This window comes from Kordiimonas sp. (genome assembly GCF_048260245.1).
Lineage (GTDB): Bacteria > Pseudomonadota > Alphaproteobacteria > Sphingomonadales > Kordiimonadaceae > Kordiimonas.
Genome location: NZ_JBLXGZ010000001.1, coordinates 60,066 through 72,736, shown reverse-complemented (window position 1 = coordinate 72,736; position 12,671 = coordinate 60,066). Strand labels below are relative to the sequence as shown.

General features: G+C 52.7%; 15 protein-coding genes. 4 read left to right on the top strand and 11 right to left on the bottom strand.

What is annotated here, in order from left to right:
• The 7 genes from gmk to fabD form a co-directional block, all read right to left on the bottom strand.
• Nucleotides 1-654, bottom strand: coding sequence for a guanylate kinase (gene gmk / locus ACN0VM_RS00310; protein WP_417448838.1), 654 nt, complete (start codon nucleotides 652-654; stop codon nucleotides 1-3).
• Nucleotides 655-673: 19 nt separating this feature from the next.
• Nucleotides 674-1,561, bottom strand: coding sequence for a YicC/YloC family endoribonuclease (locus tag ACN0VM_RS00305; RefSeq protein WP_417448837.1), 888 nt, complete (start codon nucleotides 1,559-1,561; stop codon nucleotides 674-676).
• 85 nt (nucleotides 1,562-1,646) lie between these two features.
• Nucleotides 1,647-2,633, bottom strand: a complete 987-nt coding sequence (gene mltG / locus ACN0VM_RS00300; RefSeq protein ID WP_417448836.1) for an endolytic transglycosylase MltG — start codon at nucleotides 2,631-2,633, stop codon at nucleotides 1,647-1,649.
• Nucleotides 2,634-2,696: 63 nt separating this feature from the next.
• The gene (fabF, locus tag ACN0VM_RS00295; RefSeq protein ID WP_417448835.1) at nucleotides 2,697-3,968 is read right to left on the bottom strand and encodes a beta-ketoacyl-ACP synthase II; all 1,272 of its coding nucleotides are present in this window, start codon (nucleotides 3,966-3,968) and stop codon (nucleotides 2,697-2,699) included.
• Between the two features lie 111 nt (nucleotides 3,969-4,079).
• Nucleotides 4,080-4,313, bottom strand: a complete 234-nt coding sequence (locus tag ACN0VM_RS00290; protein WP_020399099.1) for an acyl carrier protein — start codon at nucleotides 4,311-4,313, stop codon at nucleotides 4,080-4,082.
• Between the two features lie 238 nt (nucleotides 4,314-4,551).
• Nucleotides 4,552-5,289, bottom strand: a complete 738-nt coding sequence (gene fabG / locus ACN0VM_RS00285) for a 3-oxoacyl-[acyl-carrier-protein] reductase (protein WP_417448834.1) — start codon at nucleotides 5,287-5,289, stop codon at nucleotides 4,552-4,554.
• 16 nt (nucleotides 5,290-5,305) lie between these two features.
• A complete protein-coding gene (gene fabD / locus ACN0VM_RS00280) occupies nucleotides 5,306-6,244 on the bottom strand; it encodes an ACP S-malonyltransferase (protein ID WP_417448833.1) in 939 nt (312 codons plus the stop codon).
• Nucleotides 6,245-6,498: 254 nt separating this feature from the next.
• Between fabD and rpsF the strand changes: the two genes are divergently transcribed.
• From rpsF to ACN0VM_RS00260, 4 genes are all read left to right on the top strand, one after another.
• Complete coding sequence (gene rpsF, locus ACN0VM_RS00275) at nucleotides 6,499-6,876, top strand: 30S ribosomal protein S6 (RefSeq protein ID WP_417448832.1); 378 nt, start codon at nucleotides 6,499-6,501, stop codon at nucleotides 6,874-6,876.
• The gene (rpsR, locus tag ACN0VM_RS00270; RefSeq protein WP_417448831.1) at nucleotides 6,876-7,106 is read left to right on the top strand and encodes a 30S ribosomal protein S18; all 231 of its coding nucleotides are present in this window, start codon (nucleotides 6,876-6,878) and stop codon (nucleotides 7,104-7,106) included. The genes rpsF and rpsR overlap by 1 nt, the downstream gene beginning before the upstream one ends.
• A gap of 24 nt (nucleotides 7,107-7,130) precedes the next feature.
• Nucleotides 7,131-7,751, top strand: coding sequence for a 50S ribosomal protein L9 (rplI, locus tag ACN0VM_RS00265; RefSeq protein ID WP_417448830.1), 621 nt, complete (start codon nucleotides 7,131-7,133; stop codon nucleotides 7,749-7,751).
• Between the two features lie 254 nt (nucleotides 7,752-8,005).
• Entirely contained in the window at nucleotides 8,006-9,532 is a 1,527-nt protein-coding gene (locus ACN0VM_RS00260; protein ID WP_417448829.1) for a replicative DNA helicase, read from the top strand.
• Between the two features lie 28 nt (nucleotides 9,533-9,560).
• Here the strand turns inward: ACN0VM_RS00260 and ACN0VM_RS00255 are convergent, their stop codons facing one another.
• The 4 genes from ACN0VM_RS00255 to ACN0VM_RS00240 all read right to left on the bottom strand — a co-directional run bounded on the left by ACN0VM_RS00255 (nucleotide 9,561) and on the right by ACN0VM_RS00240 (nucleotide 12,556).
• The gene (locus ACN0VM_RS00255) at nucleotides 9,561-9,824 is read right to left on the bottom strand and encodes a hypothetical protein (RefSeq protein ID WP_417448828.1); all 264 of its coding nucleotides are present in this window, start codon (nucleotides 9,822-9,824) and stop codon (nucleotides 9,561-9,563) included.
• Nucleotides 9,825-9,925: 101 nt separating this feature from the next.
• Nucleotides 9,926-10,264, bottom strand: coding sequence for a ferredoxin family 2Fe-2S iron-sulfur cluster binding protein (locus tag ACN0VM_RS00250; protein WP_417448827.1), 339 nt, complete (start codon nucleotides 10,262-10,264; stop codon nucleotides 9,926-9,928).
• Nucleotides 10,261-11,397, bottom strand: a complete 1,137-nt coding sequence (locus ACN0VM_RS00245) for a cysteine desulfurase family protein (RefSeq protein WP_417448826.1) — start codon at nucleotides 11,395-11,397, stop codon at nucleotides 10,261-10,263. The genes ACN0VM_RS00250 and ACN0VM_RS00245 overlap by 4 nt, the downstream gene beginning before the upstream one ends.
• 25 nt (nucleotides 11,398-11,422) lie before the next feature.
• Nucleotides 11,423-12,556 (bottom strand): cysteine desulfurase family protein, encoded by a 1,134-nt coding sequence (locus tag ACN0VM_RS00240; RefSeq protein WP_417448825.1) that lies wholly within the window; start codon nucleotides 12,554-12,556, stop codon nucleotides 11,423-11,425.
• Nucleotides 12,557-12,671: the final 115 nt, after the last annotated feature.

Here is a 12,671-nt window from a genome sequence, read left to right as displayed (position 1 = left end):
CTAATCCTTTCCGCGTTCTGCCTGTAGTTTCCGAACAAATTCAGACAGTCCCGGACGCCGCTCTCTATGCAGGCGCTCAGCTTTTATGATGCTGGTGAGCGATGCAAAAGTTTCATCTAGATCGTCATTCACCAGTACATAGTCATATTCAGCCCAGTGGCTGATCTCTGCCTCGGCCTGTGCCATACGTTTCTGGATCGTCTCCTCAGTGTCCTGACCACGCTTTTTAAGCCTGTCCTCAAGAGTTTTAACGGACGGTGGGAGAATAAAAATCCTGACGAGATCAATGGCTCGCGTACTGGAATCCAGTTGCTGGGCCCCTTGCCAGTCGATATCAAAAATAACATCATTTCCGCGTCCAAGCGCATCCATTACTGGGCCTCTTGGTGTACCGTAGCGGTTTTCAAACACAACGGCATGTTCGAGGAGTTCGTCGCCTTCTATCATTTCCTTGAAGCGAGCGTGGGAAACAAAAAAGTAATCCTTGCCGTGCTCTTCCCCTGGGCGGGGCTCCCGCGTTGTGGCGGATACGGACATGACTATCTCATCATCATTCTCTAACAAACGGCGTGTCAGCGTGGTCTTTCCCGCGCCAGAAGGGGAAGATATCACAAGCATAAGCCCGCGACGGGAATGAACGGATTTCACAGTCATGTATTCTGCCCGCTAGCTGTTATTCAACATTTTGAACTTGTTCACGAAATTGGTCGATCAGTGCCTTAAGGTCTAGTCCGACCTTCGTCAATGACGAATCGCCAGATTTGGAGCATAAAGTATTGGCTTCACGGTTAAACTCCTGACATAGGAAGTCGAGGCGACGCCCCACCGACTTGTCACTCGCGAGCAGCTTGTGTGCTTCAAGAACATGGCTGTCGAGCCGGTCAAGTTCCTCCTGAATATCGGCTTTGACAGCTAGTACCGCAACTTCCTGAGCGAGTCGCTCATCTGATATAGGCTTGTCCATGTTTGCCAAGCGCGCCATCTGAGCGCTAAAGCGGGCCTCCATCGCGGGCACACGGTCGCCAGCCACATCCCGAGCGGCGATTGAGAGTTTCTCGATGCCCTCCAACTGAGCCTTCAATACATCGCTCATACGCGCGCCTTCGCTGTCACGCGCATGTATGAGATCCGCAAGGAGAGAGCTAAGAGATTCTTGAAGCAACCCTTCCAACTCACACCGCTCACTGTCATTCATCTCTCGCACGGTAAGGTCGGCAACGCCCTTGATCGCCAGCAGTCCATCAATGCTAGCCTGAGCAATTCCACCGTGTCCACCGTATTTGGCAGCTACATTAATAAGCGCCTTCAGTCGCTCTTCATTAATCTCAAAGACGGCTTCATCACCTTCCCGGGAGACAGACAGGTTCACAAAAACAGATCCACGATCCAGCTTGCCTGATACGGCCTTTTTTATCCTCAAATCAAAGCCATCAAGAAAGGCCGGCAACTTGCAGCGAACCTCCAACCCCTTGTTATTGACGCTTTTGATTTCCCAGTTCCACCGAAACCCTGCACCTTCCCCTGCGCCACGGGCAAAACCAGTCATGCTACTGAGCGGCATATATGCTTCCTCCACATAAAACTTGAAATCTCACTATAGGACGCTTGGTGAACAAACTGCACCACATAAATCCTGACCAAATGGTCTAGTTTCGAGATTTCCGCTCAATCTGACGCCAACGCGCCACATTACGATTATGGTCGTTGAGGGTATTTGCAAACGCATGGCCGCCAGAGCCGTCAGCTACAAAATAGAGATACGGAACATCGGCGGGGTGCAGGACTGCTCTGATAGCCTCCCTTCCGGGATTGGCAATCGGCGCAGGCGGCATCCCTTTTATACGGTATGTATTGTAGGGTGTGGTCGCCTTAAGATCTGACCCGCTGATTGCGCGCCCCAACGGTAAACCGTTTGTTATCCCATAAATCACAGTTGGATCAGACTGAAGTCGCATTCCCTTTTTAAGCCGATTTATGAATACCGCGGCTACCATTGACCGCTCGGAGGCCTGAGCTGTCTCTTTTTCCACTATAGAAGCCAGGATAAGCGCCTCTTGTATGGTATCGAAAGGTAAACTTGGAACGCGAGTATCCCATATTGATGCGAGAAAAGAAGATTGCTTACTTTTCATTCGCTCGACGACCGCTGTGGCTTTGTCTCCTCGTTCGTAAAAATACGTATCGGGAAGCAGCGTCCCCTCTTCCAATTTCAAAAGGTCGCTGGTATCCAGCCCGAAGGTGTCCCGCAGCAGGATTTCAATTTCGCGTGCGCTTAGCCCCTCCGGCACAACTATTCGCCGAAAATAACGCTCTCCCCGCGATATCTTCAGAAGTATTTTTTCCAGCGAAAGGCCCGGGCTTAGCTCGTATTCACCCGCTTGTAGCTGGTGTTCCAGGCCGAGCGTCCGTGCGGCCACCGTAAAATGCCAACGTGCGGCAACAAGTCTGTGCTTTTTGGCCAGATAAGCAGCACGCAGGAGGCTGCTTCCTGGCTCAAGATAATAATATTGGGTTTGGTTTGCTGGTATCTGGCGTGCCAGGATATGCCGCACAACTCCCGCCCCTGTGCCGCCGATAATCAACGTCACCGCAAGGACTACAATACTCAAAAATAAAAACCGGCTTCGGGTCATGGCGCTAGCTTATCAGCCTCTGCGCCAACCCCAAAGCCGGTGTTATATCTCAGGGCGAAATTATCAATCGCCGTTGTATTCCCGCACCACCAGCGATGCATTAGTCCCGCCAAAACCGAAGGAGTTTGAAAGAGCCGCCTTCACCTTCCGCTCCTGCGCAACAAGCGGCACGAGGTCGATACCCTCACATCCTTCCGCACGTTCATGCAGGTTCAGGGTTGGGGGCACAATGCCGGTTTCGATTGATTTAATACAGAAAATCGCTTCGACGGCTCCGGCCGCACCCAGCAGGTGGCCGATGGACGATTTGGTTGACGACATCGCAACCTTGGATGCAGCATCACCAAGCAGACGCTTCACTGCGCCAAATTCAATCGGATCGCCAACAGGTGTGGACGTTCCATGAGCATTGATATAATCGAGATCTGCCGCCTCAATACCTGCGCGCTTGAGCGCGGCTTGCATAGACCGGAAACCGCCGTTGCCATCAGGTGCAGGAGCTGTAACGTGATAGCCGTCGCCGGACATGCCGTAGCCAGTCACTTCAGCATAGATCTTCGCACCACGTTTTTTGGCGTGCTCCAACTCCTCAAGCACAACGACACCAGCCCCCTCGCCCATGACAAAGCCGTCATGGCCTTTATCCCAAGGCCGTGAGGCTTGCTCTGGCGCATCGTTATATTTTGTCGAAAGCGCTTTTGCCTGACTGAAGCCAGCCATGCCGATGCCGCAAATGGACGCCTCAGCGCCGCCTGCAATCATCACGTCTGCATCGTCGAGCATAATAAGTCGTGCTGCGTCGCCAATGGCGTGCGCGCCCGTCGAACACGCCGTGACGGGCGCATGATTCGGCCCCTTAAAGCCGTACTTGATAGAAACGTTACCCGAAACCAGGTTAATGATGGAACCCGCTATAAAGTGGGGGCTGATTCGCCGGTGGCCCCGCTCGTGCAACAAGACAGCCGAGTCAGCAATCCAGCGCAAGCCACCAATACCCGCGCCAATCATAACACCGGTGCGCAGGCATTCCTCTTCACCGGGTTCTTCCCAGCCGGCATCCTGTGCAGCTTGAATAGCTGCAGCCATTCCAAACAAAATGAAATTGTCCACGCGCCGCTGGTCCTTCGGCGCCATCCAGTCGTCTGGGTTGAACGTTCCGTCGGAACCGTCGCCCAGTGGAACCTCGCATGCAATTTTACAGGGATATTCGCTGGCATCAAACAGGGTTATCTTACCTGCCCCTGATTGACCTTCAATCAAACGACTCCAGGTATCCTTCACGCCATTAGCAAGAGGCGATACCATGCCCAGTCCAGTCACAACTACTCGTCTCATCTGTCGATCCTCAATTCTCAAAAATCAGCCCAAAAATGACAGAAAATGAAAAAGGGCAACAGCCCACCTCAACCGGCCCGGCTGTTGCCCCAACTGAATAGCAGATCCAGCTTAGGAATTCGCGCTAATAAAATCGATCGCGTCTTTAACGGTCTGAATTTTTTCAGCCGCATCGTCCGGGATCTCAATACCGAATTCTTCTTCAAACGCCATGACCAGCTCAACCGTATCCAGGCTATCAGCGCCCAGATCGTCAATGAAGCTAGCGTTTTCGGTTACTTTATCTTCGTCAACACCAAGGTGCTCGACTACGATCTTCTTCACCTTGTCGGCGATGTCGCTCATTGCTTTTTTCCTCGTTTTTTACACCGAAATGTAAGGGGACAGTCCCTTGTTGTGAAGCCCCTCACGTGCGGAAATCCTAGCAATCTTGAGCCAGATCGCCCGCATCGAGGGCGCTAGTAACACAGTTTCCCCTCTTTGAGAAGACTCTGTAATGTTTTTATGGCAGGCGCCTTGGCTCCTACCATTATCAAGTTCCACCCCCTCCTGCCAAACAAAAAATAGGCAAGGGCGTCACCTTCTAGATCATCGCCAAACCACCGTTGACGTGGAGGGTCTGACCAGTCACGTATTTGGCCTCATTACTGGCGAGATACAAGACCGCAGATGCGATATCGTCGGGTGCACCAAGTTTACCCGACGGAATGCCGTTCGTAATTGCCGCTTTTTGTTCATCCGTCAATACATCGGTCATTGGCGTCGCGATAAAACCCGGCGCAACGCAATTCACAGTGATTCCCCGGCTCGCGAGCTCCGCCGCCAAGGCTTTGGACATACCAATCATGCCCGCTTTGGAGGCGCAGTAATTAGCTTGCCCCGGGTTTCCCGTGACACCGACGACCGAAGTAATATTCACGATACGGCCCCACCGGGACTTCATCATGCCGCGCATCAGACCTTTAATGAGACGGAAAGACGATTCGAGGTTCACTTGCATCACGCTATCCCATTCATCGTCTTTCATTCGCATGGCGAGATTATCTTTTGTAATGCCAGCGTTATTGACAAGCACATCAACACTACCAAAGGTGTCAATGGCATCCTTGATAAGCTGGTCCACGCTGCCGCGGTCTGACAAGTTTGCTGGCAGAACATGGATACGATTTCCTAGTTCAACAGCCAACTCTTGTAGTTTCTCGGCACGGGTGCCTGAAACAGCGACTTCTGCTCCAGCCGCATGCAGTACCTTGGCGATAGCGGCGCCGATCCCGCCGGTTGCACCTGTTACCAGTGCCTTTTTGCCCGAAAGGTCAAACATTCATCATTCCTTATTGCTAGAGCGACGCCGTGAAGGCCTCAATATCGGCAGGTTCCTGCAGATTGCTGGTTTCCAATTCGCGGTCAATGCGGCGCACGAGGCCGCTTAAAACCTTCCCTGCCCCAATTTCAACCACTTCGTGAACGCCAAGGGAAGAAAAGGCGGAGACACTCTCACGCCAACGAACAGAGGCCGTAACCTGCTCCACCAAAAGCGTACGAATACCTTCGGGCTCACTGATGGGGGCAGCAATCACGTTCGCAATCACCGGCACTGCCGGACGTTTGATCGTCACTGCAGCCAGCGCTTCCTTCATTTCTTCGGCAGCGGGCTTCATCAGCGGACAATGAAAAGGCGCCGATACAGGCAAAAGAAGGCCACGTTTCGCGCCCTTTTCTTTTGCCAATTCAATCGCACGTTCAACAGCGCCTTTATGGCCGGAAACAACAACTTGTCCGTCTGCATTATCGTTAGCAGCAACAACCACGCCCACACTGGATGCCTCTTTGACAACGGCATTAACGTCTTCAAGGCTCAAACCAAGGATCGCTGCCATGGCACCCTCACCCACCGGCACGGCACGCTGCATGGCTTGGCCACGCCGCTGTAGAAGTTTTGCTGCATCGCTGATGGAAAAAGCGCCTGCTGCAGCCAGAGCGGAATACTCGCCAAGAGAATGGCCTGCCACATGGCTTGCTATATCAGCGACTTTCAAACCACCTGCCTCAAGCACCCTGATCACAGCCAGTGATGTTGCCATCAACGCTGGCTGAGTGTTCTCTGTCAAACGAAGTACGTCTTCAGGGCCCTCCCACATTATTTTGGAAAGATGCACAGAAAGCGCATCATCTACCTCTTCAAACACCAAGCGTGCGGCTTCTTCAGCTTCTGCGAGTGTTTTTCCCATGCCGACAAACTGGCTGCCCTGGCCTGGGAACACAAGTGCACGAGTCATAATAGCACCTCCAATTACCCTTCTTAGTAAGCGCCAAATGGCACATGCCGTAACGCCTGCGCAAGAGTTTAGAGTAATTTATTCACACTACACAGGCTTTCCCTTGCATTTCCTCAGGCTCGGCGCTATAGAAGCGCGTCCTGAGTCCCGTACATGGCACTACGCTTGAACGGCATGACACAGGATTTTTGTTAAGGAAAGCTGGAGGCACCCGTCAATGCGGCTGGTGAGCGATCAGCATACAGGAGCAAAACATGGCTACGTACGAGCATGTTTTCATCGCGCGGCAGGACGTAAATGCCTCGCAGGTGGAAAGCATCACAGCCGATTTCTCGAAAATCATTGAAGAGAATGACGGCAAGGTCGCTAAGACCGAATACTGGGGTCTCAAGAACCTCGCATACAAGATCAAGAAAAACCGCAAGGGCCATTATGTTCTTCTGAACATTGATGCGCCGCACGCTGCGGTTGCCGAGATGGAGCGTCAAGCGCGCCTTCATGAAGACGTTATCCGCTTCATGACCATCCGCGTTGAAGAGCTTGAAGAAGGTGAAAGCATCGTTCTTCGGGCTAAAGCAGATAAAGAGCGCCGCGGTCCCCGTGAGCCTCGTGGCGAAAGGAGGCCCCGCTAATGGCTGCTCGTCGTCCGTTTTTCCGCCGTCGCAAAACGTGCCCGTTTTCCGGCGAAAATGCACAAACAATTGATTATAAAGACGTAAAACTGCTTCAGAAATATGTTTCTGAGCGTGGTAAAATCGTACCTAGCCGTATCACTGCCGTTTCTGCAAAGAAACAGCGCGAGCTGGCTAAAGCGATCAAACGCGCCCGCAACATCGCCCTGCTGCCGTTCATCGTCAGCTAATCGCTCACCCAAAGGAGACATAACATGCAAGTCATCCTGCTGGAACGCGTCGAGAAACTCGGCCAGATGGGCGATATCGTAACCGTTAGAGACGGTTTTGCCCGTAATTTCCTGCTGCCGCAGAACAAGGCCCTTCGCGCAACTGCGTCGAACAAGGCTGCGTTTGAAGCTGACAAAGCCCGCCTGGAAGCAGACAACCTTGAGCGTCGTAAAGAAGCTGAAGCTGTTGCAGACAAAATGGGCGATCTGAAAGTGATCATGGTCCGTGCTGCCGGTGAGAGTGGTCAGCTCTACGGGTCAGTTTCAAGCCGTGACATTGCTGAGGCAGTAACCGAAGCCGGTGTATCCATCAGCCGGAGTCAGGTTGTTCTGGATCGCGCTATCAAAACACTCGGTCTGCACGACGTAGTTATTCGGTTGCACCCGGAAGTTAGCAAAACAGTTGTTGTTAACATCGCTCGCTCCGAAGCTGAAGCTGAAACACAATTCTCAACCGGTTCTGCTGTAACCGGCGGTGTCGCAGACATCGAAGAAGACTTCGCTGATGAAGAAGTCGTTGAAGAGCTGTTTGAAGATGAAGCACCTGAAGAGGCTGTAGAAGAAGTAGCTTCTGAAGACGCCGATGCTGAGAAATCTGAAGCGTAAGCTTTAAAGCAAAAAAATCGGAGAAGGCGGTCCCATTTAGGGCCGCCTTTTCTTTTGGCATTGCGCCAACGTCGGCAAGTTGTCCCCATAGTTATACCCCTGTGGAAAACTTCGTAGTGGATAAACCGAATTAGCTGTTTTGCCACTCTCTGCCATATGGCAAGGTGCGCTTCATATTCGGGAGGACGACACAGATACGCCAATACCACGATAACCCGGGTTCAGGTTGAAACGCCAATCATGGAGAGTGCCTCATGGAAGCGCTGAAGTCAGACGCTGCCAACGATGAACATGAATCGCTTACGTACCGACAGGCGCCTCACAACCTTGAGGCCGAGCAGGCGTTACTTGGTTCTATTCTTGTGAACAATGAGGCTGCGCAAAAGGTTCAGGGTTTCCTGTTACCCGAGCATTTTTATGAGCCAGTTCATGGCCGCATTTATTCGTCTGTCCTTAAACTAATGGACAAGAACCAGATCGCGGACCCAGTCAAACTCAAACCCTATTTCGAGAATGACGAAGCACTCAAGGACGTCGGCGGCTCAAGATATCTTGTGAGGCTGGCTGCCTCTGCAGCAACCATCATTAATGCCGAGGATTATGGCCGCACAATATATGACCTCGCGTTACGTCGCGCGTTGATCCAGATCGGCGAGACCATGGTCAATGACGCTTATGATGCACCCGTCGATGCCGAAGCAACGGAACAGATATCAGACGCGGAAAAGCAACTTTTTGATTTAGCCGAGCTTGGCCAGGCAGAATCTGGAGCGCAACCCTTTTCCCGCGCCCTTCGAACCGCCGTGGAGAATATAGAAAACGCCTACAAAGACCCGGATAGTCTTTCTGGGATAGATACCGGCCTTCATCGGCTGAACGAGCAAATTGGGGGCCTGCACAACTCAGACCTTGTGATCCTTGCCGGGCGTCCAGCGATGGGAAAGACCGCACTTGCGACTAACATCGCTTTTAACGCAGCAAAACGATATGCCGAGGACCGGATTGCCGGTATCGAGCCAGACCGGTCCAAGGGGGCAGTGGTCTGTTTTTTCAGCCTCGAGATGTCCGCCGACCAGCTTGCCGCTCGTATTCTGTCTGACCGCGCAAATTATAACTATAATGGGCCAGAGCCTATCCAGTCGCATGCCATGCGCCAGGGTAAGTTGAATCAGGATCAGTTTGAGGCGATTGCCCGAGCAGCTATCGAGCTTGAAGAAACGCCTCTCTTTATCGACGATACCCCAGCCTTGACAATTGCCGCGCTAAGAAACCGAGCCAGACGCCTCAAGCGTCAACATAACCTCGGCCTTGTCGTCGTCGATTACCTTCAGCTGTTGCGCGGTTCAGGCAAGGGCACTGCGGCCGATAGCCGGGTACAGGAAATTTCCGAAATCACCCGTGGCCTCAAGGGGTTGGCGAAAGAGCTTCATGTTCCTGTCATTGCGCTCTCCCAGCTTAGCCGAGGGGTGGAGCAGCGCGAGAACAAAAGGCCAATGCTGTCTGACCTCAGGGAGTCCGGCTCGATTGAACAAGACGCGGATATGGTAATGTTTGTCTTCCGCGAAGAGTATTACAAAGAAAAAGAACAGCCCGGTGAAGGTGATCAAGTGAAACATGCCGAGTGGCAGGCTGAAATGCAGGCACTCTACGGCAAGGCCGAGTTGATCATCGGTAAGCAACGTCACGGCCCCGTCGGTACAGTGAAGCTTGCCTTTGAGAAAGAATGCACCCGATTTACCGACCTTGTTGAGGACGACCATCTACCCGAACGGTTCGAGTAGCAAAACTGCTACAGCCGTCACTGATAGGTCAGTAACACGTAATGGTGGTAGTTCGACCGTTCTCACGAGAAACCTCGATGCTGCCCTTATCCTTGTCGCAATTAGCATCGCCGCTATTTGAGCGAATGACTACGCCACGGCTGCTTCCCTGAATGACGATTTCATCAGTACCCTCTTCATGATCGATGACCCGATTATTTGAGCCACTATCTGGTCCGGTGAGCAGGCCTGTGATAGCGACCAGACCAATCACACCAGCTAGCCCACCAGCAAAAATCATATTTCTCGTCATGAACACCTCCCCATCTTGAATATACTCATCCAGATATAAGTGGTTCCCCACCGAATACAATGTGATGTCCGCAATAGCAGCAAGGTGAACGAACAGCTTAACTAAAAACCCATCATATTGCGGGCGGCCTTTGGTAGATATAGTTTCAGGCCGTCTAGGTCTTTTGTCAGTAAAACTTGGCACCCCAGGCGAGATGTAGCTGTCAGGCCGAGTGCGAGGTCGAGCATTTCCTCTTCAGCTTCGCTGGCGACTGGTAAACGCTCAAAATGCTGCTCATCCACAATCACATGACACGTGGAGCATGCCATATTACCCTCACAGGCTCCCTCAAGCTCAAACCCGAGTTCATGCGCGAGCTGCAGAACTGTCACGCCGGCCTCTGTCTTGGCCAACTGCTCACGTCCGTCTGCGTGCACAAATATGACGGTGACTTTGCTCATACGGATCGCCCTCTAATCTCAAGGATGGCGTCTATCAATATATTCGCGGCCTCATCCAATTCTTCCATTGTTGTAAAACGCCCAATTCCGATACGCAACGCCGACCGCGCCTCGCGCTCATTGCGGCCAATTGCTTGCAATACATAGGAAGGCCCACTTACGGCAGATGCGCAGGCAGCGCCGCTCGAGAGGGCGAGTGCACGTATGTTGGCAAGCAACAGATCCCCATCAACACCGGGTATGCTGACATTGAGGTTTCCAGTCCAACGCTCGGTCTCGTGCCCGTTCACGATCAAGTCAGGCAGCGAGGCAGCAAGCTTGCGCTTAAAGCATGCCATGAACTCTCCGAGGCGAGCCGCTTCTTGGTTAAGTTCTTTCCCTGCAATTTCAGTTGCCTTACCGAAACCAGCGACCAACGCAGGTGCCTGTGTACCTGAACGTATGCCTCTCTCCTGCCCACCCCCATTCATTTGAGGCGTAAGAGCTGTCGCAGGCACCGCTCGTTTGTAGAGCGCCCCTACTCCTTTCGGGCCATATAGCTTGTGCGCAGAGATACTCATTAGATCGATCTGCATAGCATCCACATCGAGGGCTATTTTGCCAAAAGCCTGAGCCGCATCAGTGTGGAACAAAGCGCCCTTCGCTCTCGCAAGTGAGCCAACTTTCGTTAGATCCTGAACCACACCGATTTCGTTATTCACTGCCATAACAGAGACCAGAGCAGTCCGGTCCGTTATAGATTTTTCAAGCATATCCAGGTCCAGAAGCCCATCAGGACGAACAGGTAAAACCGTTACATCATACCCTGCCCGTGCACATGCGGCAGCCGAGGAAAGCACACATTTATGCTCGGTAGCGACAGTTACCAAATGCGGTCGTTTTTTGCCCCATACATCCATTATACCTTTGAGCGCCAGGTTATTGGCCTCCGTCGCACCAGACGTGAAAAATATTTCTTCCTCGCGTGCACCAACCATAGTTGCAACTTGAGCGCGAGCAATATCAAGTGCCGCTTCGGCCTGCCAACCATACACATGGGTGCTCGAATGGGGGTTGCCATACATTGCCGTTAGGTATGGCATCATCGCATCTAAAACCCGAGGGTCCATAGGTGTTGTGGCCTGATAATCCAAATATATCGGGTTTGTCGCCACGCGCTTACTTTCGTGCCTGAACGCGGTCTGCCAGCGTCGTCCAAGCTTTGATGAAGCTATCAATGTCTTCCCGCCGGGTTTGATATCCTAACGAGACCCTGATCGACGCCTCAGCAATGCTCGGATCATACCCCATCGCCGTGAGAACATGGCTAACCTTGACTTTACCAGAAGAACACGCCGAACCCGATGATACACATATGCCGTTCAGGTCAAAATGCATCACTTGCGTTTCCCCCTTCACGCCAGGCAACGCGATACAACTCGTAGTGGCCAAACGGGGGGCGTCTTCACCAATAATATGGACATGAGCGCTGTGCGCCTTTAACGCCTGCTCCATCCGCTTTCTCTCGGCTGCGAGATTATCCATGCGGCCGATATCCGCCATAGCCTCCAGAGCGGCAACCCCAAAGCCAACAATTCCGGCAACGTTTTCCGTGCCTGAACGACGAGACAACTCCTGTCCCCCGCCGCAAATCAACGCATGCAACGGCGCGGTCGGAGCCAGAATGACGGCCCCGACTCCCTGTGGTCCCCCGAGCTTGTGGGCAGACAGGGTCAAATAATCAACTCCGAGCAGATTGCGGTCGAGCATAATTTTTCCCGCGGCCTGCACCGCATCTGTGTGTACCAGCGCCCCATATTCATGTGCCATTTCGGCGATTTTGGCCAACGGCTGGATGACCCCCATCTCGTTATTGGCTAGCATAACAGAGACAAGTGCCGGTTTGGGTGCCGCTTCCAGATGCGACCGCAGCATATTCATGTCAACGAGGCCACTCTGGTCTACTGCCAATTCAAATGTTTGTAGGCCACTCTCAAGCGCGGCCGCACGGACACAGTCGTGTTCTATCCGCGAAATAATCAAACTCTGGGCCCCGGCACCGCGAATCACGGTATTGCTAGCCTCTGTTCCGCCAGAGCAGAAGAGAACATCACGGGGCCGCGCGTTGGCCAACGCTGCGACCTTGGCTCGCGCATCTTCTAAACGGGCGTGGGCACTGCGACCCATGGCATGCACTGAAGAAGCATTGCCGCAAGCAGACATTGCGTCAGAGACTGCGGCAATCACACTTTCCCTGATGGGTGCTGTCGCATTATAATCGAGATAAATCGCGCTTTTCATAACGCCTGACATAAGGGTCATCCGGCCTCTATTCAATTCTAAATTCACGTGACCTAACGAGTTTACTTGCGATTCGGCACTAAAATTCTATATACGGGTGTCAATACGTCACTGTGGGTGTATGCCC